The organism is Luteibacter sp. P4_D7_3 (assembly GCF_056401735.1).
This window is the reverse complement of sequence record NZ_JBFUIT010000037.1, coordinates 1-21,496: the sequence shown is the minus strand read 5'-3', so window position 1 is coordinate 21,496 and position 21,496 is coordinate 1. Positions and strand designations below refer to the sequence as shown.

General features: G+C 65.2%; 16 protein-coding genes and 1 pseudogene. 8 read left to right on the top strand and 9 right to left on the bottom strand.

The window, feature by feature from the left end:
- The 3 genes from rho to AC1DSN_RS06140 form a co-directional block, all read left to right on the top strand.
- Window positions 1-1,846, top strand: a 1,846-nt coding sequence (rho, locus tag AC1DSN_RS06150; protein ID WP_477329954.1) for a transcription termination factor Rho, incomplete at its 5' end; no start/stop codon positions are given.
- 172 nt (window positions 1,847-2,018) lie between these two features.
- Window positions 2,019-3,389, top strand: a complete 1,371-nt coding sequence (locus AC1DSN_RS06145; protein ID WP_477329952.1) for a glutamate--cysteine ligase — start codon at window positions 2,019-2,021, stop codon at window positions 3,387-3,389.
- Window positions 3,390-3,399: 10 nt separating this feature from the next.
- Window positions 3,400-4,095 (top strand): UPF0149 family protein, encoded by a 696-nt coding sequence (locus AC1DSN_RS06140; protein WP_063572759.1) that lies wholly within the window; start codon window positions 3,400-3,402, stop codon window positions 4,093-4,095.
- A 130-nt stretch (window positions 4,096-4,225) separates the two neighbouring features.
- On the opposite strand, the gene AC1DSN_RS06135 is transcribed toward AC1DSN_RS06140, so the two are convergent.
- Window positions 4,226-5,653, bottom strand: coding sequence for an OmpP1/FadL family transporter (locus tag AC1DSN_RS06135; RefSeq protein WP_213948858.1), 1,428 nt, complete (start codon window positions 5,651-5,653; stop codon window positions 4,226-4,228).
- 235 nt (window positions 5,654-5,888) lie between these two features.
- Here AC1DSN_RS06135 and AC1DSN_RS06130 point away from each other — a divergent pair, with 235 nt between their 5' ends.
- Both AC1DSN_RS06130 and AC1DSN_RS06125 read left to right on the top strand, forming a co-directional pair.
- The gene (locus AC1DSN_RS06130) at window positions 5,889-6,191 is read left to right on the top strand and encodes a YcgL domain-containing protein (protein WP_063573243.1); all 303 of its coding nucleotides are present in this window, start codon (window positions 5,889-5,891) and stop codon (window positions 6,189-6,191) included.
- Between the two features lie 90 nt (window positions 6,192-6,281).
- Window positions 6,282-9,707 carry an ankyrin repeat domain-containing protein gene (locus AC1DSN_RS06125; RefSeq protein WP_477329950.1) on the top strand — a complete coding sequence of 1,142 codons (3,426 nt, stop codon included), beginning with the start codon at window positions 6,282-6,284 and terminating at the stop codon, window positions 9,705-9,707.
- Between the two features lie 34 nt (window positions 9,708-9,741).
- Here the strand turns inward: AC1DSN_RS06125 and AC1DSN_RS06120 are convergent, their stop codons facing one another.
- From AC1DSN_RS06120 to AC1DSN_RS06110, 3 genes are all read right to left on the bottom strand, one after another.
- The gene (locus AC1DSN_RS06120; RefSeq protein WP_063572912.1) at window positions 9,742-11,550 is read right to left on the bottom strand and encodes a monovalent cation:proton antiporter-2 (CPA2) family protein; all 1,809 of its coding nucleotides are present in this window, start codon (window positions 11,548-11,550) and stop codon (window positions 9,742-9,744) included.
- A 138-nt stretch (window positions 11,551-11,688) separates the two neighbouring features.
- Complete coding sequence (gene hemB, locus AC1DSN_RS06115) at window positions 11,689-12,678, bottom strand: porphobilinogen synthase (RefSeq protein ID WP_063572911.1); 990 nt, start codon at window positions 12,676-12,678, stop codon at window positions 11,689-11,691.
- A gap of 102 nt (window positions 12,679-12,780) precedes the next feature.
- Entirely contained in the window at window positions 12,781-13,878 is a 1,098-nt protein-coding gene (locus tag AC1DSN_RS06110) for an ABC transporter ATP-binding protein (protein ID WP_477293865.1), read from the bottom strand.
- Between the two features lie 225 nt (window positions 13,879-14,103).
- Here AC1DSN_RS06110 and glk point away from each other — a divergent pair, with 225 nt between their 5' ends.
- The gene (gene glk, locus AC1DSN_RS06105; RefSeq protein ID WP_213948866.1) at window positions 14,104-15,144 is read left to right on the top strand and encodes a glucokinase; all 1,041 of its coding nucleotides are present in this window, start codon (window positions 14,104-14,106) and stop codon (window positions 15,142-15,144) included.
- A gap of 9 nt (window positions 15,145-15,153) precedes the next feature.
- Here the strand turns inward: glk and AC1DSN_RS06100 are convergent, their stop codons facing one another.
- The 5 genes and pseudogenes from AC1DSN_RS06100 to secB all read right to left on the bottom strand — a co-directional run bounded on the left by AC1DSN_RS06100 (window position 15,154) and on the right by secB (window position 20,515).
- Window positions 15,154-15,438: an addiction module antidote protein gene (locus tag AC1DSN_RS06100; RefSeq protein WP_213948867.1), complete on the bottom strand. Its 285-nt coding sequence runs from the start codon at window positions 15,436-15,438 to the stop codon at window positions 15,154-15,156.
- Window positions 15,439-15,461: 23 nt separating this feature from the next.
- Window positions 15,462-15,737 (bottom strand): annotated as a pseudogene (locus AC1DSN_RS06095) (type II toxin-antitoxin system RelE/ParE family toxin); the annotation flags it as partial.
- Window positions 15,738-15,849: 112 nt separating this feature from the next.
- Window positions 15,850-18,861: a DEAD/DEAH box helicase gene (locus tag AC1DSN_RS06090; protein ID WP_213948868.1), complete on the bottom strand. Its 3,012-nt coding sequence runs from the start codon at window positions 18,859-18,861 to the stop codon at window positions 15,850-15,852.
- 121 nt (window positions 18,862-18,982) lie between these two features.
- Window positions 18,983-20,020 carry an NAD(P)H-dependent glycerol-3-phosphate dehydrogenase gene (locus AC1DSN_RS06085; RefSeq protein WP_477329947.1) on the bottom strand — a complete coding sequence of 346 codons (1,038 nt, stop codon included), beginning with the start codon at window positions 20,018-20,020 and terminating at the stop codon, window positions 18,983-18,985.
- A 3-nt stretch (window positions 20,021-20,023) separates the two neighbouring features.
- On the bottom strand, window positions 20,024-20,515 hold the full coding sequence (gene secB / locus AC1DSN_RS06080; protein WP_046966536.1) for a protein-export chaperone SecB: 492 nt from the start codon (window positions 20,513-20,515) through the stop codon (window positions 20,024-20,026).
- A gap of 304 nt (window positions 20,516-20,819) precedes the next feature.
- Between secB and rpmB the strand changes: the two genes are divergently transcribed.
- Together rpmB and rpmG are read left to right on the top strand one after the other, a co-directional pair.
- Entirely contained in the window at window positions 20,820-21,056 is a 237-nt protein-coding gene (gene rpmB / locus AC1DSN_RS06075; RefSeq protein ID WP_046966535.1) for a 50S ribosomal protein L28, read from the top strand.
- An 11-nt stretch (window positions 21,057-21,067) separates the two neighbouring features.
- Complete coding sequence (gene rpmG, locus AC1DSN_RS06070) at window positions 21,068-21,232, top strand: 50S ribosomal protein L33 (RefSeq protein WP_046966534.1); 165 nt, start codon at window positions 21,068-21,070, stop codon at window positions 21,230-21,232.
- Window positions 21,233-21,496 lie beyond the last annotated feature (264 nt).

Below are 21,496 nucleotides of genomic sequence, written 5' to 3'. Positions count from 1 at the left end.
TCCCCGTACTCGCCGAAAGGCACCCGCCGCAGAAGCACCCGCGGTAGAGACGAGCGCGCCCGCCCCGGCTCGCGCACCCGCCGCGGCCCGTCCGCCGGCGCCCGTGCCGGCACTTCCTCCCTTGCCCACCCCGGCACCGGTACCCAGCCCTTCGCCGGCGCCGCAGGCTGAGCTCCAGCTCAACAGCCAGCCGCCAGCCAGCCAGCCAGGCAATCCGCAACAGGGCAATGAGGCGCGTCCGCCGCAGAACGAAGCCCGCGACGGCAACGGTAATGGCCAGCCGCAGGGCGGCCAGAACCAGCAGATGAGCCGGGTCGAAAACCCGAACCAGCCGCAGAACCGCCACAGCAATCCGAATAACCCGAATAGCCCGAACAACCCGAATAACCCCAACAACGCCGAACGCGAAGGTCGCGGCCGGCGCCGGCGCAATGAGCGCAACCAGCAGCGCCAGGGTGGCGGCGGTGGCAATCCGGGCAACAGTGGTGGCAACGGCGGCGGCAACAACTACCAAAGCCAGCGCAACAACAACGGCTATCCGGTCGACGACGACGAGAACGCCGACGCCGGCAGCAACGATCGCCTGATCAACCTGACCGAGCTCAAGCGCAAGAACGCCATCCAGCTGCTCGAGTTCGCCGAATCGCTCGGTGTGCGCGAGGGCGTGGCCCGCCAGCGCAAGCAGGACGTCGTCTTCAATATCCTGAAGGCCCACGCCCGTTCCGGCGGTGGCATCTGGGCCGAAGGCGTCCTGGAGATCCTGCAGGATGGCTTCGGCTTCCTGCGCTCGGCCGACGAGTCCTACCTGGCCGGTCCGGACGATATCTACGTCTCGCCCAGCCAGATCCGCCGCTTCAACCTGCGCACCGGCGACTACATCACCGGTCGCGTGCGCCATCCCAAGGAAGGCGAGCGCTACTTCGCGATGCTCAAGGTCGACGACATCAACGGCGATCCGCCGGAGGCGTCGAAGAACAAGCTGCTGTTCGAGAACCTTACGCCGCTGTTCCCGCGCAAGTCGTTCAAGCTCGAGCGTGGCAACGGGTCGACCGAGGACATCACGGGCCGCATCCTGGACCTCGTCGCGCCGATTGGCCGCGGCCAGCGAGGCCTCATCGTCTCCCAGCCGAAATCCGGCAAGACGATGATGCTGCAGAACATCGCCCAGGCGATCCAGTACAACCATCCGGACGTCCATCTGATCATGCTGTTGATCGATGAGCGCCCCGAGGAAGTCACGGAAATCGCCCGTACCGTTCGCGGCGAAGTCATCAGCTCCACCTTCGACGAGCCGGCCGTGCGCCACGTGCAGGTCGCCGAAATGGTGATCGAGCGTGCGAAGCGCCTGGTCGAGCACAAGAAGGACGTGGTGATCCTGCTCGACTCCATCACCCGCCTGGCCCGTGCTTACAACACCGTGGTTCCGAGCTCCGGCAAGGTCCTCACCGGTGGTGTCGACGCCAACGCCCTGCAGCGCCCCAAGCGCTTCTTCGGTGCGGCACGTAACGTCGAAGAAGGCGGCAGCCTGACGATCATCGCCACGGCGCTGACCGACACCGGCTCGAAGATGGACGAAGTGATCTACGAGGAATTCAAGGGCACCGGCAACATGGAAGTGCACCTGTCCCGTCGTATCTCCGAGAAGCGCGTCTACCCGGCTATCGACATCAACCGCTCGGGCACCCGTCGCGAAGACCTGCTCATCGAACCGGACCTGCTCGCCAAGATCTGGATCCTGCGCAAGCTGCTCCATCCGATGGACGAACTCAGCGCGATGGAGTTCATGCTCGACAAGATGAAGAACACGAAGTCCAACGACGAGTTCTTCAATTCCATGAAGCGCTGACCGCGCTTCGTAGAATCCAGCGAAAGGCCGCCTCCGGGCGGCCTTTTCGTTTTTCACACCCCCGCGCCGCATTTGCTAACCTGCGCCGCCGGGCATAACACCTTTTCCCGGCGGGCATACGCCCCCATGTGTGCCGACATCCGGCCCTGCCGCTCTCGTCCAAGGAAAGTCCGTGTCCATACCCAGCGCCGCCAAGAGCACGCCCATCGGCGACCGTAACGATCTGGTCGCCTATCTCGCCGCTGGCGAGAAACCGCGTGAGGCCTGGCGCATCGGGACCGAGCACGAGAAATTCGGTTTCTATACGGACGACCTCACCCCGCCGCCTTTCGACGGCGACCGCCCGGGTATCCGCCAGCTTCTGGAGACGCTGGCCACGCGCTTCGGCTGGGACGTCGCCCGCGAAGGCGAGACGCCGGTCGCGCTGACCAAGGGCATGGCCAACATCACCCTGGAGCCGGCCGGGCAACTGGAGCTCTCCGGCGCGCCGCTGCTCTCGGTCCACGAGACCTGTGACGAGGTGACCGAACACCTGAAGGAAGTCCGCTCAGTCGCCGAGGAACTCGGTATCGGCTTCCTTGGCATGGGCTTCCAGCCGAAGTGGCGTCGCGACCAGATGCCGTGGATGCCCAAGGGGCGCTACAAGATCATGCGCGAATACATGCCCAAGGTCGGTTCGCTCGGCCTGGACATGATGACGCGCACCTGCACGGTGCAGGTGAACCTCGACTTCGCCACCGAAGCGGACATGGTGAAGAAGTTCCGCGTGGCGCTGGCGTTGCAGCCGATCGCGACGGCACTGTTCGCCAACTCACCGTTCACCGAAGGCAAGCCGAACGGCTACAAGTCGTTCCGCTCGCACGTCTGGACCGACACCGATGCCGATCGCACCGGCATGCTCGATTTCGTCTTCGAGGACGGCTTCGGTTACGAGCGCTACGTCGACTACATCCTCGATGTGCCGATGTACTTCAGCTACCGCGACGGCAAGTACGTCGACCTTTCCGGCCAGGACTTCAAGAAGTTCGTGCGGGGCGAACTCGCCTCGCTACCGGGCGAGAAGGCCAACATGAAGGATTGGGCAGATCATCTGACCACGGCGTTCCCGGAAGTGCGCCTCAAGCAGTACCTGGAAATGCGTGGCGCCGACACCAGCACCTGGAACTCGCTGTGCGCGTTGCCTGCTTTCTGGGTTGGCCTTCTGTACGACGACGTCGCACTCGATGCGGCGTGGGATCTCGTCAAGGACTTCACCAAGGCCGAACGCCACGCCCTGCGTGACGGCGTGCCGAAGGACGCCCTGGCGCTACCTTTCCGCAACCACAGCGTGCGCGAACTTGCGCTCGAAGCCGTGAAGATCGCCTCGCATGGTTTGAAGCGTCGTAACGTGCAGGGCCATCGCGGCACCGACGAGTCGATCTACCTCGAGCCACTGGAAGAGATCGCGCTGTCGGGCAAGACCCAGGCCGACACCAAGCTGGAACTCTTCCATGGCCGCTGGAACGGCAGTGTGGATCCGATCTTCCGCGAATACGCGTACTGAGCCCCTTCCTATGCAGATGAGTGAAACCCGACTCGGCCGTCTCGACGACTTGTTGTCGTCGACCAACCGCTACTCGCTCGAGACGCTCGACGGTCTCTTCTCGGCCGCCCTCGTCGGACCGGCCGACGTGGACGTCGACGCCTGCATGGCGGTCCTCGAACTGGGCGGCGCGACACCCTGGGCCTCGGAAGCCGAGGCGAACGAGGCAGGCGTACTGCTGCGGGAGTTCTGGAAGGTCATCGCCGATCGCGTGGCCGCGGACCCGGTCGTGCTGGGCGAGGAGTCCCTGCCCTTCATCGATTCGCCGGAAGAATTCGACGAGATTGAGGACATCAGCACGTATACGGGCGACTTCCCGATCGCCAGTGACTGGGCCGTCGGCTTTCGCTTTGCCATGAATGAGTGGGGCGAGGAGTGGTCCGAGTGGACGGACGAGAGCCTCTTTCCGTTCATCGGCATGCTGATGACGCTGTCTGCGGATCAGACCGAGCCGACCCCGGATATGCCGGCGTTGCCATTGCCGTCGTTCGAAGAGCGGATGGGCCTGCTCAATGAAATTCCGTTTCAGCTGGCGGCGCTGTATCGGCGGCGGCATCCGGGACACGGGCAGACGGTGCGGCGTGACCCGGCGAAAGTCGGCCGGAATGATCTGTGTTCGTGCGGGAGCGGGAAGAAGTTCAAGAAGTGCTGCGGTAGCCAGGGGTGAAGCATCGCCGCTGAAGCGGCTCCCACAGGGCGCGGTTCGCGCAGCTAGTGGCAGTCACAGGTTTCTGGCATAAAAAAACCTCCCCGTCGCCGGGGAGGTTTTTTCGTTTCAGGCCTTACTGATCAGACGATCAGAATGCGTACTTGGCCGACACGCTGAGCAGGTTGCCCTTGTCATCGCTCTCGCCAGCAATGCGGTCCAGCGTGGCGCTTTCGCCGCCGGCGATGTGCGCCTTGTTGACGAAGATGTGGGCGAAGCCCGCATTGATCTCGAGACGGTCGGTGGCCTTGTAGCCCAGACCGAAAGCGAGCCACTTGCGGGTGGAGTCCGGCACGCGGACGTCACGGTTCTGGTCTTCGGTCGGCGTGGTATCGACGGCGACACCGCCACGCACCGTGAACTTGTCGGTGACGTAGTACTCGCCACCCACGGACACGAACCAGCTGTTATGCCAGCCAAAATGTTCACTGCTCGTCGGCTGGTTCGGGTTCGCGAAGTTGACGGTGAGGTCCTCGAAGGAATCCCACTTGGTCCACGAGGCGTCCATACCCCAGCCCCACTTCGTTGCCTGGTGCCAATAGCTGGCAGTCGCCACGGCCGGCGTGGTGAAGCCTGCCGTGCCTTCGGTGTGGGTGAACGGCGGCTGGCCGCTGCCAAGCAGCGCGCCGACGGCCGGGTTCGACAGCACGGCAGTCACGTTCGACGGCTGCGTGAAGTTACCGGTGCCGTCGAGCGAGTGCTTGATCTTGCTGCGGTAGTTCAGCGCGATGCGATCGGAGTCCGTCAGGCGCCACAGGCCGCCCAGCTGCCAGCCGAAGTTCCAGTCGGAACCCTTGATGCGGGCGATGCCGTCGCTGCCCGGCGGGACCACGGTGGCGTACTGCTGTGCAAGGCCACGGGCAACCAGCGGCGAGATCTCGCCGGCCGCAGCGGCCTGCTGGATCAGGCCGAGGCCGACGGTGTTGTAGTTGATCGCGCTGGTCAGCTCGGCGCTGGTCTTCTGCGCGATGATGCTGGCACCGATGGCGAAGGTGTCCGTGACGTCGAACGAGCCGGACAGCGTGGCATCGAACGACTTGAAGTCGGACTTGATGCCGTTGTAACGGCCCTTCCAGTCGGAGTCGTAGTCGGTCTTGAAGCCGAACGGCGCGGTCAGGCCAAAGCCGATGTGCGTGCGGTCGCCGACCTGGGTGGCGAAGTACATCGCCGGGACCGGGATGGTCGTGCCGGCGTCGCCGCCGTTGCCACCGGAGATCGGGCGGCCCTGTGCGTCGGTCGCGGTGCCGTTGAACTTGGTGCTGAAATTGATGCCGGTGACGTCGGCCTGGATGACATTGCCCTTGAGCAGGGACATGGCGGCCGGGTTGTTCACGATCACCGAAGCGTCGTCACCTGCGGCGGCGGAGCCGGCGAAGGCGCGACCGAGCGCGGCGGCGCTGTTTTCCTTCAGCTGGAAGGCGCTGGCGTGAGCGGCCTGGGGAACCACCAGCGCGCCGGCGATGGCCAGCGAAAGGGCGGCAATGGCCAGCGGACGGGTATTGAGGTTCAGCTTCGACATTCGGGGTGGCTCCTGCTTTTGTTCTGCTCTGGGTCGACGTCAGATTCGCGGAAAACCTAAAATTTATCCGTTTTCATACGCGCGTTTAACAATCTGGGGTGGAACTCTGGACGACTTGACGAGAAATTTGCAAGTGCTAATGCAACAAAGCTGTAACGGCGGGGGTTTACAGCACTGCCCGGGGGCCGCCTCTTTTGGTAGGGTGGTACGCCGAATCGCAAGCGAGACTGCCGTCATGCACTGCTACGTCTACGCCAGCCTGCGCAAACCCGACACCTACGTCTGGATGACCCGCCGCGACGGGTTCGACATGCTTCCCGAGCCGCTCGTCCTGTTGCTGGGCGAACTTCGGTTCGTTCTGGAGGTGGAATTGACGCCGCAGCGGAAGCTGCCCCACGACGATTCGGACCGGATCCTGACCAATCTCGGCGGGTGCGGATGGCACCTGCAAACACCGTCCAACGAAACGCTCACCGTCTGCAATCAGCCCAATTTCAATCGGCAGATCGATCCAGACCAGACGCTCGTCCGCGCCTGACCCAGCCGAATACGCACACAGGTGCGTCGTGTAACGCGGGTTAACGCCGCGTTACCGCGCCACCCCTGTGGCGTCCGTATACTCCCGCGCATGGCCAATCCCAAACGTCGACGACCACCGCTGATCAAGGCACTGCCCTGGTTCCTCCCCGCCCTCGCCGCTGTCGCGTGCGCCGGGTTGACCGCTTCGCCGCTCGCGCTGATACCGCTCCTGCTCGCCAACGCCCTGGCCATGGGCGCTGTGTGCCATGCGATCGGCTTCGACCCGGAGCAGAGTTACCTGCGCACGACGCTACGCCGCGGCTCGGCCCACGTAGTGATGTTTACCGTCTACACCTTCGTCGTCTTCGTGCTGGTCGCTTTCCCGGTCCTCAAGCTGACCCAGGCGCCCACCCTCGGTTCGGCCCTGCTACTCGCCGCGGCCCTCGTTGCCGCTCTCGCCGTCCTGTGGCGCGTGTGGCCGGCCTTCGGCCTGCTTTTCCTCTGGGATGACGCGTACCCGGAAGACAGCAACACCGGCTCGTGGATCTTCACCGCCGTGGCGCGATCGGTCTCGTTCGGCCGCCACCTTTCGGCCGAAGATCGCTTTTTTTCACATTTCGTTCCGGCGGCCCTGGGCCTGCTGGTGCTGGCCTTCTGCGCCGTGGCGTTGTCCGGCCTTTATGGTGTTTTCCCATCGGAGATGCGCATTGCCGCGCTGGCCATCTATGGCGTAGTGCTGCTGCCAGTCTGCGGCATGGTGATCGCCAACCGCACGCTGCGCGCCCTTCTCTGCGATCGCCGCGGGCACATCCGCACGGCACGTACGGAACCGCGTCGCGAGCCCGCCTTCGAAACACCGGTCGCACCTGCGCCGATTCCCGTCCTTTCCAGCGAAGAGAGTCAGCCCGGTGTGCGTGAACGCGCCCTGCTTGCTGCCGCGCGCGACGGCGATATCGCCCGCGCGGTAGCGCTCGTGGAAGCCGGTGCCGATCCCAATACGGGGGCGGAGCCGGGCGAACGGGATCAGCGCCCGGTACTCACTCTCGCCGCACTGTCGCCCGACATGCGCTTGCTCCGCTCGCTCATTGCACGCGGTGCGCAGGTCAACCGCGCACAGAACGGCGTGACCGCGCTGCTTGCCGCCACGCGTGACAGCTGGCATGGCCGGCCGGAGGCCGTCCTCACGTTGCTGACCAACGGCGCGGATGCATCCGGGACCGACACGGAGGGCAATACGCCACTGCACGGCGCCGTACTCGGTGCCGAACCGACCGTCGCCGCCATGCTGCTCGATGCAGGCGCAGCCGTCGATGCCGCGAACGCCGCCGGCGATACGCCGCTCGCGATCGCCTGCCGCGCAGCCAACTGGGCACTTGCCCGCTTCCTTCTGGAGCACGGCGCAAAACCTGCGCCGGTGGGCGGCGAACCGGCCCTCGTGGCGGCCGCCGGGATCGCGGACGACGATGCCGAAGGCGTGAAGGTACTGCTGCGGCACAAGGGTCCGGTCAACGCCGTCAATGCACAGGGCCGTACAGCTTTGATTGCCGCCGCCGCCGAAGGGCACGAACAGATCGCGCGCGCTCTGCTGCAAGCCAACGCCAATCCCAATCTCGCCGACCGCCACGGCACCACGGCGCTGATGGAGGCTGCACGCGCAGGCGCCCACGGCATCGTGCAGCTGCTGGCCGAAGCCAACGCCGATGCGTCGCCACGCGATGGCCACGGGCGTGACGCCCTCACGCTCGCCACCCAGTCGCCCCGCGCTCAGGCAGCTACGGTGCGTGCCCTTCTGGCCCTGGGCGCACAACCGAAGGAGCCCGGTGCGGACGGCCGCAGCCCACTGGATCACGCGGCCTCCGCCGGCCGTTGGGATTTCGTCGCCCTGCTCGATCCGGACACGCCGCTGCCGACATCGCTGAGCGAGTCGGTCGTTCCGGAAGCCGGCGCCGACTCGCCGATGCATCTCTACGACGCGCTTCGCTTCGGTCACTGGGCCGTCGCCTCCACGTTTGCCGCCAAGGTGCGCGAATGGCCCGCGGAAGAACTCGCCGCGCTGTATGTCGACCTCGCAGGCGCCGGCTTCGAGTCCGCACGCGCGTGGCTGCTCGACCACGGCCTGAGCGCTGAAGCACGCCTCGCGGCACCGGCCGACGAACCGAACGTGCTAGGCCGCCGTCTCTTCGATGCCCTGCTACCGCAATTGCCCCAGGCCGCCGATGCCCTCCTGCAACTGATGCGGACAGGGGCCACCCCGGCGGGCGCCGGCCTGCTCGGCCAGGCCATCTGCCGACTGGATGGCGCGGACGAGCGCCTGACGCTGGCTATGCTCGACGCCGGCGCCGACCCGTTCGGTGCGGACGGCCGAGGCCGCACGCCCGTACACATGGCGGCCGCAACAGGTCGTGTCGCGTTACTCGGTGCACTCCTTGCCCGCGGCATGGATCCGAACGTGCGTGACGCTGGCGGTCGTACGCCGCTGCACGCTGCCCTTGAACAGGGTGGGGAGAGCCTGCCCCTGGTGCGCCTGCTCGTCGCGAACGGCGCCGACCCCGAGGCGGCCGATGTCAACGGCGAGACGCCGTATGGACTGGGCATTGGCCATGGCGATGTGGAACGTTGGCTCAGCTGGGCCGCGTGGCCACTGCCGCGCCGTGCCTTGCGCGCCGACGACCTCCCCGCTGCCGCTGCCGCCGGCGACACGCACGCCGTGGATCGCCTGCTCGAACTCGGCTTCGCCGTCGACACGCGCGACGCGCAGGGAGCAACCGCCCTGTTGCGCGCCGCCGGCGCTGGCCAGCGCGATGTCGCAGAGCAGCTTTTATCGGCCGGCGCCGATTCTGCCGTCACCGCGGCATCAGGCATCACACCGCTTGCCGCCGCCGTCAACGCACGCCGCGAAAGCGTCGTCGAGCTCCTGCTCGCACGCGGTGTCGACGCCGACCAGCGCCTGCCGGGGGACGCCACGGCGCTCATGATCGCCGCGACGCTGGGGTATCCCGAGATCGCTGACATGTTGCTGGCTCATGGCGCCGATGCGAACGCCGAAGACGCTCACGGCCATACGGCCCTGCATGCGGCAGCCCAGTATTGCTTCGGCGGAAGCGACAGCCTTCGTGCACGCCGTCTACTCGACATCGTCATCGGCAAGGGCGCGGACGTGAACAAGGCTGACAAGGATGGCGCCACGCCGTTGCTGCTCCTGCTTGGCGCACATATGCGTCCGGGGAGCGCGGCCGATGCGACCCACCTCGGGGCGCTCGTCCCTGTACTGCTCGACGCCGGTGCGAAGCTTGAGCACGCCGATCATCGCGGGGTAAGTCCTCTGCATGCGAGTGCCATGCACGCCCTGCTTCCGCCGGCGCGCGTGCTGCTACACCGTGGCGCCAACCGCAATGCAGCCGATGCCTTCGGCCGCACGGCGGGCGATGTCGCACGTCACCTGGGCTTCGTGGATATCGCACACGAACTGGGCACGCGCGTCGGTTCGATTCCGAGCGTGAGGCAGACCCTTCGCCAGCCGGCTCAGCCCGACTGAAACATCGCGGAGCCGGCCGGCTCTACGCACGTGCTCAGTGGTCTTCCTCGCGAACCCGCTCCTCGACCGCATCGGCTTCGAACAGCTGCTGCAGGTCGTGGAGCGCATCCTTCGTGCTCTGCACCAGCGCAGCATCGTCGTCATACACGAGGTACTGCGAGCGCAATACCTGACTGTCGTGCTTGCGGAAACGAGCGATGCGCGCCTCGACGACCTCCGGCGGCAGGCCGAGTGAGTCGAGCACGTGCCGGGTCATCTCGAGACTCGAGTAGAAGGTCTCGCGCACGGGATCTTCCACACCGATATCCATGAGTCGGAATACGTGCTGGCGGTTACGCGCGCGGGCGACGATCTTCAGGTTCGGGTATTGCCTGCGCACCAGACGTGCCGTACGTATGTTCGCCTCCGGGTCGTCAGTAGCGATGACGAACACTTCTGCCTTGTCGGCCTGAGCCGCACGGAGCATCTCGGGACGCCCCGGATCGCCAAAGAACAGCGACGTGCCGCCAAAGCGACGCGAGGTTTCGACCTGCTCCACCGAGCTTTCCAGGGCCACGAACTGGATGCCTTGCGCACGGAGCACACGGGCGACGATCTGACCCATGCGGCCAAAGCCCGCGATGATCACGCGCGGTGTATCGGCCTCGATCGTGTCGAAAGCGCGGTCTGGCTTGCGCACACGTTCATGCACGAGTCGCGATGCCGCCAGCACGAGCAGCGGGGTCAGCGCCATCGACAGCGAAATGGCCATCACCATCAGGTTGCGCTGGCTGTCGTCGATCAGGCTCTTCTGCTGGGCAAGGTTGAGAATGACGAAGGCGAATTCGCCACCGCTGGCGAGTACGGCGGCAAGACGGACCGAGTCCGCCGTAGTGAGCCCGCCGACCAGCTTGCCGAGAGGCACGATCAGCAAGGCTTTCACCGTCAGCAGCAGGGCGACCATGCCGAGCACCAGCAGAGGCTGTGCGACCAGCAGTGCAAGATCCACCGACATGCCGACGCTGACGAAGAACAGGCCCAGRAGCAGCCCCTTGAACGGCTCGATGTTCGATTCCAGCTCGTGGCGATATTCGGAATCGGCCAGAAGCAGGCCCGCGAGGAAGGCACCGAGCGTCGTCGAGATGCCGGCGAGCTCCATCAGCCACGCCGTACCCATCACCACGAGCAAGGCGGTGGCGGTGAAGACTTCGGTGCTCTTCGCGCGCGCAACAAATCGGAAAACGTGACGCAACAACAACCGGCCGCCAATAATGACGGCGAGGATCGTCCCCACCACGCGAACCACGCTCATGAGGTCGGGCGCATGCGCATCGCGCGCCAGCGCGCCGCCCAGCAAGGGGACAGCAGCGATCAACGGAATCGCGGCCAGATCCTGGAAAAGCAGGATGGCGAAGGCCTGCCGACCGTAGACGGTGCCGGCCTCCTTGCGCTCCGCCAGGATCTGCAGCCCAAAGGCGGTCGATGACAGGGCAAGACTGCCGCCGATGATCACGGCGGCCTTCCAGGTCAGGCCGAACAGGAAATAACCCATCGCACCGAGCGCCAGGCCGCAGGTGAGTACCTGCAGGCTGCCGCTGCCGAAGACGGCGCGACGCATCACCCAAAGCCGTGATGGCGAGAGTTCCAGACCGATAACGAAGAGCATCAGCACCACGCCGAAGTCGGAGATCGTGGCGACGCCTGCGGTATCGCTTACCAGGCCAAGGACAGACGGACCGATGACCACGCCGGCCAGCAGGTAGCCGAGGACGGCGCCGAGACGGAATCGCTTCGTAAGTGGCACGGCGACCACCGTCGCCAGCAGAAAGACGACTGCCGTCTCGAGAAAATGATGTCCATCCATCCCGTGACTCCCGAAAGACCGCCTTCGATTATGTCACGGGTGCGTGTCCGTCATTTGGACGAAACAGCTATCGCGGGACCTTGGTTACCGCTTCACCGCTTTGTTGGCTTTTCGCCGCTGAAGCGGCTCTCACATTGTCTATCCCTTCAACCACCGAGCTACATCGACAGCGAAGTAGGTAAGGATCGCATCCGCGCCGGCGCGCTTCATCGCCAGCAGTGACTCCATCACCACGGCCTTCTCATCGAGCCAGCCGTTCTGCGCGGCGGCCTTGATCATCGCGTACTCGCCACTGACCTGGTAGACGAAGGTCGGCGCGCCGAAGGTGTCTTTCACCCGGCGCACGATGTCGAGGTAGGGAAGGCCCGGCTTGACCATCACCGCGTCGGCGCCTTCAGCCAGATCGAGCTCCACCTCGCGGATGGCCTCGTCGCTGTTACCGACGTCCATCTGGTAGGTGTGCTTGTTGCCCTTGCCGAGATTGGCCGACGAGCCCACCGCGTCGCGGAAGGGACCGTAGAAGCTCGATGCGTACTTCGCCGAGTAGGCCAGGATGCGCGTATGGATGTAGCCGGCGTCTTCGAGCGCTTCGCGAATGGCGCCGATGCGGCCGTCCATCATGTCCGACGGCGCCACGAAGTCCATGCCCGCTTCCGCCTGGGCCAGCGACATCTTGATCAAGGCCTCGACGGTGGGCTCGTTCATCACGTAGCCATCGTCGTCGATCAGGCCGTCCTGTCCGTGCGTCGTGTAGGGATCGAGGGCCACGTCACCGATCAGGCCGAGATCGGGGAAGCGGCGCTTGAGTTCGCGCGTGGCGCGCTGGAACAGCGCATCCGGGTTCCACGCCTCACGCGCATCTTCGGTCTTGGCCGAAGCATCGACCGAAGGAAACAGGGCCAGCGCGGGAATGCCCAGGGCGACGCATTCGGCGCCGAGCTTCACCAGTTCGTCGATGGACAGGCGCTCCACGCCCGGCATCGAGGGCACCGGCTGGCGTACGCCCTCGCCCTCGACAATGAAGGCGACCATGATCAGGTCGGATACGGTAAGCACGTTCTCGCGCATCAGCGCACGGGAAAAGGCGTCTCGGCGCATGCGGCGCATACGGACGGCGGGGAAGGTCATGGGACGGCTGCCTGCTCGGTGGCGATCGCTCCATTTTACTCCCCGTCACGGGCCTGACGGGGAGCCAAAGCGTCGCAGGCCCGGCCCGGGTAACGGCGACCCCTAAACCGCGTCGATACGCGCCGTGGTTTCCGGATCGAAGAAGTGCAGGCGTTCGGCGTGGAATCCCAAGGCGATATCGCTACCGGGCAGCACCGTCGAATACGGCGGAACACGCGAGACCAGCTCATCACCCGCGTGACGCATGTTGAGGAACACCTCGTTACCCACGGGCTCGACCACATCGACGTGCGCCTTGAAGCGCTCATCCACCCCGGGATGATCCGCCACGGTAAGCAAGTCTTCCGGGCGAATGCCGACGACCAGGGGCTTGTCGATGTACGCGGCGAGCGCGGAGGCATCGATGCCCAGGAGCAAGGTGCCCTCCTTCATCTCCAGGCGAAGCTCATCGGCGCGGCGCAACGTACCGTGGAACAGGTTCATCGCCGGACTACCCAGGAAACCGGCCACGAACAGATTGGCCGGCTTGTTGTAGAGATTCATCGGCGTGTCGAGTTGCTGGATGACGCCGCCGTTGAGCACGACGATGCGCTGGCCCAGGGTCATGGCCTCGATCTGGTCGTGCGTGACGTAGACCATGGTGGCGCCGACGCGGCGATGGATGCGCGCGATTTCCACACGGGTCGACAGGCGCAGCTTCGCGTCGAGGTTGGATAGCGGCTCATCGAGCAGAAAGACCGACGGATCGCGCACCATGGCGCGGCCAAGGGCGACGCGCTGTCGCTGTCCACCCGAAAGCGCTGCGGGCCGATGATCGAGGCGCTCATCGAGACCGAGCATCCCGGACGCTGTTGCCACGCGTCGATCGATCTCTTCCTTGGCGGTGCCGCGCAGGCGCAGGCCGAAGCCAAGGTTCTCGCGCACTGTCATGTGCGGGTACAACGCATAGTTCTGGAAGACCATGGCGATGTCGCGGTCCTTCGGCGGGACATCGTTGATCACGCGGTCACCAATCATCATGGTGCCCCCGGAGATCGACTCGAGGCCGGCGATCATGCGCAGCAGCGTCGTCTTGCCGCAGCCTGACGGACCGACCAGCACCAGGAGCTCACCGTCGGCGATCTCGAAGCTTGCCTCCTTCAGTGCCACGTGGCCGTTCGGATAAACCTTGCGCACCTTGTCCAGGCGGACCGCTGCCATCACTAACTCTCCCGTTGGGTCCCGGTCTGTCAGGCAACTGCCTGCCATTGACCCGGGCAATGCGGTATTCTGCCGACGTAATCGTTTACGTCAAAGTGTCGGTTAGCCTCTCACACCCTGGAAGCCCTGCGCGCGTCAACGCAATGCAGAGCAAACCGTCACTAGACGCCAGCCCCCTCGCGAGGCACCCTTGCGAGCTTCCGTGACATGACAGGTTTCCCAAACATGGCCAACGTAAGCGCCAAGGCGCCTACCCTGCTCGCCGATCTCGGCGGCACCAACGTGCGCTTCGGCATCGCGCATCCGGATGAAGATCAACCGCTTATCCAGGAGAGCGTGCGCAAGTACCACGTCAAGGACTACGCCTCCCTCGGTGACGCCGCCAAGCAGTACTTCAAGGATGCCGGGCATGAGGCGCAGCGCGCCATCATCGCCGCCGCTGGCCGCATCGATAACGGCGAGACCGTCAAGGTCACCAATAATCCCTGGGCCATCTCGGCCAAGAGCCTCGCCAAGGAACTGGACCTCGAGTGGGTCCACCTCGTGAACGATTTCGCCGCCCAGTCCATGGCGGTGATGCTGATGACCGACGAGAAGACCGCCGATGGCCACCAAGACCTGGTGCCGGTCGGCAAGCTGGCTGTGCCGAAGATCGGTGCCAAGGACGAGCAGACCTTCGTCGTCGTCGGCCCGGGCACGGGCCTGGGCGTGGGCGGCCTGCTCATCCGCGGTGACAAGGTCAGCGTGCTGCAGACCGAAGGCGGTCACGCCGGCTTCGCCGCGCACAGCGCCGAAGACATCGAGATCCTCAAGGTGCTCAACCTGCGCTACGGCCGCGTCTCCAATGAGCGCCTGATCTGCGGCCAGGGCCTCGTGAACCTTTACGAAGCCATCTGCGAGATCTCCGGACAGAAGCCGCAGGAAGGCATTACGCCCGAAGAAATCACCAAGCGCGCCGCCGATCCCACCTGCCCCATGTGCGAGCGCGCGGTCGAAACCTTCGCCGGCATCTTCGGCAGCGTCGCAGGCGACCTCGTGCTGACGCTCGGCGCGTGGGACGGTGTCTACCTCACCGGTGGCATGACCCCGATCCTCCTGCCGTGGATCCAGAAGGGCAATTTCCGCGAGCGCTTCGAAGCCAAGGGCCGCTTCCGCGACACGATGGAACAGGTGCCCACGCAGGCGATCATGAACCCGGAGCCGGGCCTGATCGGTGGTGCCGCGCTGGCGATCGTGGAAGCTGGTGGTACGCCGCTTCGTCGTTGAGTGAAAACATCATGTCGCGCGCAGGTGCAGACCTAGCGCGCGCATGACGCGCATCACGGTTGCGAACTCCGGATTGCCGTCCACGGAAAGTGCGCGGTAGAGACCTTCCCTGGAAATGCCCGCTGCGCGCGAAACGCGGCTCATGCCGCGTGCACGCGCGATGTCGCCCAGAGCAGCACGAATGAGGCTGCCGTCGCCCGGATCCTCCTCGAGGCTCGCGTTGAGATAGACCATTTGATCGGCCTCGCTGACGAGATGATCGACGGGATCCCAGCGAGTGAACTTCTCTTGCATGCTTGCTTGTCCCATGCTTTTGCGAGCTTCGCTGCCCGCAGTATGTCGTCCTGCTGCGTACGCTTATCGCCACCGCAAAGAAGGACGATAAGTTCCGTCGCCCGGCGAATGAAGTACACGCGGTAGCCAGGCCCGTAGTCGATGCGCATTTCGCGAACACCTTCGCCGACATGCTTTACGTCGCCCAAGTGACCGAGCGACATGCGACGAAGTCGAATATTTACTCCCCCCCGCACCTCGCGGTCGCGAAGGCTGCAAAGCCAGCGGCGAAATGTCTCGTTATGGATAATCTCGTACATGGAGCGAACGTAACCCATAAGTTACGGTATGTTACCCATGGATTACAAGTTGCGCGTGTGACACCGACGCGAATGAAGGGCGCATGGCGCCCTTATGGTCGAGAATGTTTCGTCACGCCGAAGGCGCGAGCAACGCGTCCAGATCGCTCTCGTCGAAGCTGAGGCGCTCTCGACTCCCACCACCCTCGAGCACGGCATCGGCAAGCTCGGCCTTGCGAGCCTTCAACTCCTCGATGCGTTCTTCGACGGTGCCGGCGGTGATCAGGCGATAGACGAAGACAGGCTTGTCCTGGCCGATGCGATGCGCGCGGTCGCTTGCCTGTGCTTCGGCGGCGGGGTTCCACCACGGGTCGTAGTGGATGACCGTATCGGCGCTGGTCAGGTTGAGGCCGACGCCGCCGGCCTTCAACGAAAGCAAAAACAGCGGCACTTCGCCATCCTGGAAACGCTGCACGGGTTCGGCGCGGTCGCGCGTCTCACCGGTGAGCGTGACGTAGCTGAGGCGACGACGGTCGAGCTCGACGGCGATCAGCTTGAGCATCTCGGTGAACTGACTGAACAGCAGGACACGGCGGCCTTCGGCGAGCAGCGCCGGGAGCATGTCCATCAAGAGTTCGAACTTGGCCGACTCACGCACACCGCGTGCCGCTTCGAGCTTCACCAGCCGTGGATCGCAACAGACCTGACGTAACTTGAGCAACGCATCGAGAACGATGATGCCGCTGTGCGCAATGCCACGCTGTGCAATGACCTCGCGCAACTCTTCGGCGAGCGACAGGCGCAGGCTTTCATAGAGGTCGCGCTGCTTCGGCTCCATGACGACGCGACGGGTGATCTCCGTCTTTGCCGGCAATTCGGACGCGACCTGGGCTTTCGTGCGACGCAGGATGAAGGGTGCGATGCGGCGATTCAGCCGCTCCTGGCATTCGACGTCCTGGTGCTTTTCGATCGGGCCGCGGTAGTGACGACGGAACGCACCCTCGTCGCCCAGCAAACCCGGTACGGCGAGATCCACCTGCGACCAGAGTTCGCCCAGATGATTCTCAAGCGGTGTGCCTGTGAGGCACAGGCAGCGCGGCACCTTCAGCGTGAGCAGCGCACGACGTGCCTGCGTACGAGGATTCTTAACCTGCTGGGCTTCATCGAGTACGACCAGCGAGAACGGCTGTTTCTTCAGCGTCTCCACGTCGCGCGGCAACAAGGCGTACGTCGTCAGGACGACGTCGTACTCACCCATGTGTGCGAACGTTTCCGCACGCTGCGGACCGTGCAGCGCCAGCAGGCGCAGGCTCGGCGCGAACTTCGCAACTTCGGAAACCCAGTTGGGAACGAGGCTGGTCGGCACGACGACGAGCGCGGGCGCCATCAGGGAGCCTGCCTCCTTGAGAGCAAGCAGATGCGTGATGAGCTGCAAGGTCTTGCCCAGGCCCATGTCGTCCGCGAGCACGCCACCGGTGCCGGCTTCTGCCAGCGCATTCATCCAGCGCAGGCCGTCGCGCTGGTAGCCGCGCAGTTCGGCGTTGAGGCCGGCGGGCACGGCGTCGCTTGCGCGTTCGGCGGCTTCGCGCAGGCGCTTGGTAAACCCACGAAGTCGCTCGGGCGCTTCGAATGAGCCGCCACTGGGCAACGCCTGCACGAGTTCYTCGAGACGGCCCGCCTGCACGCGCGGCAGATGCAGCTGTTGACGCGGCTTTTCGAGGTACTCGGCCAGAGGCGCGAGCAGACCGCGCAACTCCTTCAGCCTTACAGGCACCCGGCGCCGCTCATCGACAGGCGCATACCAGACGGAATCTTCTGCCTCACCCGGAGCGGGGCTGAGGCTGAGCTGATGTTCGGCCAGCGCCTGCGCAACGGCGGGCAGGAGGTTGACCCGCTTGCCTTCGACATCGATGCCGATTTCCAGATCGAACGCTTGATCGGCATCGTCTTCGTTGGCCTTGCCATACCAGCGCACCGGTCCTTCGAGCACCTCGAAAGGGAAGCTGGGCGCGTACTCGAGCAGGAAGCCATCGGCCTCGAGCTTCGGTCGCAGCGCCAGCCAGCGTGCAGGTGTATTGACTTCGAGGGCGCCAGCGTAGCCCTTGCCGGGAAACAGCCACGCGTCATCGGGCAACGTGTCGGCCATGTCCCACGGGAGGCCCTCAGTGTCCACGGCGGGATTGAGGCCCGCCGTCTCGAGGGTTTCCATCGTCGAGAGTTCTTCCGCACGGCGACGGCAAATCTCGAGCAGCACGCCGTTACGCACACGACGCACCAGCGGCTCGCCCCCGCGGCCGGGCAAGCGCTCTCCCGCGTAGTCGAACGCGAGGCGGCCGTACGCCAGCGGAGGGGTGCCAGCGGCCAGGCGCGCGTGGCGTGTGAGCGCATGCAGGACAAGGACAGGCCTCGGCGACACCTCGGCACGACGCATCTCACCGAACACCTGCGGCGCTGGCACGCGCGGACCCATCGGCGTCGATGCCAGCTCGGCACGGAACACCGCCGTGTTCTCGGGCGCCAGCGGTGGCAGGTCGAGCCAGGCACTCTCGCCGACATCGGCTTCGAGCGGACCGACTTCCGCGTGCTCGGCGTCGAGGAACCAGAGCGAACCGATGCGGAACAGTCGCTGGCTCGCGGGTACGGCCGGCACCAGCTTCTGGCCGCCGTCCTTCTCCAGGTTCCAGCGCCACTTCAACGGGTGCGGCTTCCCGCGGGAGAGATGCAGGCCCGCCACGCCACCGAAGAAGCAGGGCGCGGCGTCGAGGATGTCGGCAAGAAGATGGTCGCCCAGCGAGCCGGCAAAGCGAGCGTAGCTTCGGCTCTTGCGTAGCGTCTGCGGCAGGCCAAGCAGGGTCGCCGCAAGGCGACGCTCGGTGTCCGTCAGCGGGGCATCGGGAAGATGGCGGCTATCGAGTGGAATCGGCCGCGAGTAGCGGCCATCGGCGCCGAGCGTGAGCAGCACGGGCGCCACGTCCAGTCGCGCCGCCGGCTCGTGGTCATCGTTGATGGCCTCGAGGAAGAAGCCGAGCACGCTGCGCTCGCCCGCCACGGCCGGCTCGGCCTGGCCGAGCACGCGCTGCCACGCCAGCGGCAGCGGCGGCGGCGCCACTTCATTTCGTTTGCGCTTGTCGTCCGGTTGATGCATCCGTATCGATCCCGCCCGCACGATCAAAACAGGAAGCTTAGCAAAGGCAGCAGAACGTGCCCGTAAGACTTTTTTCCTGAGGATCGCCCCGGTTCAGCGAAGCGGGAGAAGCGCCGCGGCCTTAGCCGCGACGGTTGGCGAACAAGTCGAYGGGATACTCGGGCTTTTGCTCGCGCCCCATCAGGGTGCGCAGGCCCTGGACGGGAGTCACTTCGCCGTGCAGGACGGAGCGGACGGCCGCCGCGATGGGCAGATCCAGCCCATGGAACCCAGCCAGGCGGGCTACTTCGTCCGCCGTGACCACGCTTTCGACGACCTGGCCGATCTCACGTACCGCGTCCTCGAGCGATATGCCACGACCGAGCGCAAGGCCCAGGCGACGATTGCGCGAGAGGTCGCCGGTGCAGGTGAGCACCAGGTCACCCAGGCCGGCCAGACCCATCAGGGTCTCGGCACGGGCACCGAGCGCCACGCCCAGACGAAGCATCTCGTTCATGCCGCGGGTGATCAGGCCGGCGCGGGCATTGAGTCCGAGCTCCATGCCGTCGGCCACGCCGGTGGCCACGGCCAGCACATTCTTCATCGCACCGCCCAGCTCGGCTCCCAGGATGTCGTTGCCCGTGTAGGCGCGGAAATCCGGGGCGTGCAACAGCACGGCCAGTTCTTTGCCAAAGGCGTCGTCCGTCGCGTGTACCGTGACAGCACTGGGCAGGCCGGCGGCTACTTCCCGGGCGAACGACGGCCCGGTGATGACGGCCGCCGGTCGCCCGGGCAGCTTCTCATTCACCAGTTCATGCAGGAACCGACCGGTACCGGTCTCGAAACCCTTGGTGGCCCACGAGATTTTTGTGCCCGGGTCGAGCATGGGCACGATTTCGTCGAGCATCGACGCGAAAGCGTGACTCGGCACGACGATGAGGACGATGCCCACGCCGCGCAGGATCGTCGCCAGGTCAGCTTCGTAGCTGAGCTCGGTCGGCAGATCGAGGTCCGGCAGGTAGCGCAGGTTACGGCGCGACGCGGCCATGGCCGCGAGCGCGTCGGCATCGCGCCCCCACAACCGCGTGGGGACGTCGTTGCGCGCCAGCAGCGCGGCCAGCGCGGTGCCCCAGGAACCGGCGCCGAGGACGGCGACGGTGGGTCGGGAGACGGAGGTCATCACTCAGCTGTTGAGCGTATGGGCCCCGGCGCCCTCGACCTGCTGACGCTGCTGCTCGGCGTAGAGGGCGTCGAAATTGATCGGCTGGAGCAGGAACGGCGGGAAGCCGCCTTCCTGGATCATGGCGGAGACCATCTGGCGGGCGTACGGGAACAGCAGGTTCGGGCAGTACGAACCCAGGATGCCGTCACGATCTTCGCTGGTGAAACCGCCGATGCCGAAGATGCCGGCCTGATGCACTTCGGCAAGATACGCGGTGCGCTCGCCCAGGTTGCAGGTAAGCGTCAGGCTGAGGACCACTTCGAACTGCTCGTTGCCGAGGTCGACGGCCTTGTGGCCCAGGTTGAGCTGGACCTGCGGCTGGGCCTCGGTCTCGCCCATCTCCTGGAAGACCTGGGGCGCGTTCGGCGCTTCAAAGGAAGCGTCCTTCACGTAGATCTTCTGCAGGACGAGCTGCGGCTGGCCGGCCTGGCCGTTGGGGGTGATGTCTGCCATTGCGTGTTCCTCGGAAAGGCGTCTTGTAGGCGGCTTCGTGCGGAGGCACGAAAGCGGAGATTGTTTCACACAACCCCCGGCGCCGCACAGTCCGGCTTGCGTGAACACGTGGAATTCTGAGAGAATGCCCGGCTTCCCTATGCCGACCCGATTCGTCGGGCAGGTCCGTCACGCGATGCGGGCCTCAAGCGGCGGGAATGCTCCACCCCCTCCAGCCATCGCGTGGCGCCCCGTATCCATGGGTCGTGGCTGGGCCGATGCCGTCCTGGCCAAAGGGCGGTCAAATTATCTAAAGGAGGTCGCCATGGCCCGTAGATGCCAAGTCACCAATAAGGGTGTGCAGACCGGTAACAACGTCTCGCACGCAAACAACCGCACCCGTCGCCGCTGGCTGCCGAACCTGCACGAGCGTCGTTTCTGGGTCGCCAGCGAGAACCGCTGGATCAAGCTGCGCATCTCGAACCACGCGCTGCGCACGATCGACAAGAACGGCATCGACGCCGTGCTCGCCGACCTCCGTTCCCGTGGCGAAAAGATCTAAGGAGATCGAACATGGCTGGTAAGCGTGATAAGCATCGCCTGATTTCCACTGCGGGAACCGGGCACTTCTATACGACGGACAAGAACAAGAAGAACACGCCGGAAAAGATGGTGTTCATGAAGTACGACCCCGTCATCCGGAAGCATGTCGAATATAAGGAAGGCAAGATCAAGTAAGAGCGCCTCGCGCCTTGCAGATCTTCAGGAAACCCGCCGCAAGGCGGGTTTTTTGTTGTCTGAGAGAATCTCGCTTCGCGAGTGCCTGGTATCAGCGGCTCACGCCGAGGCGGGCGCGGGCGGCGGGCGGGCGGCGCGGGGCGCGGCGGCGGGGCGCAGAGCCTTCGGTGCCCACCCTCGCTGCTCAGACACGTCCTCCGCGTTTCGTACCGGAAAGTCCGCTGCGCGGACCATGTTCTTATTGGCCTGCGGCCGCTCCACTTG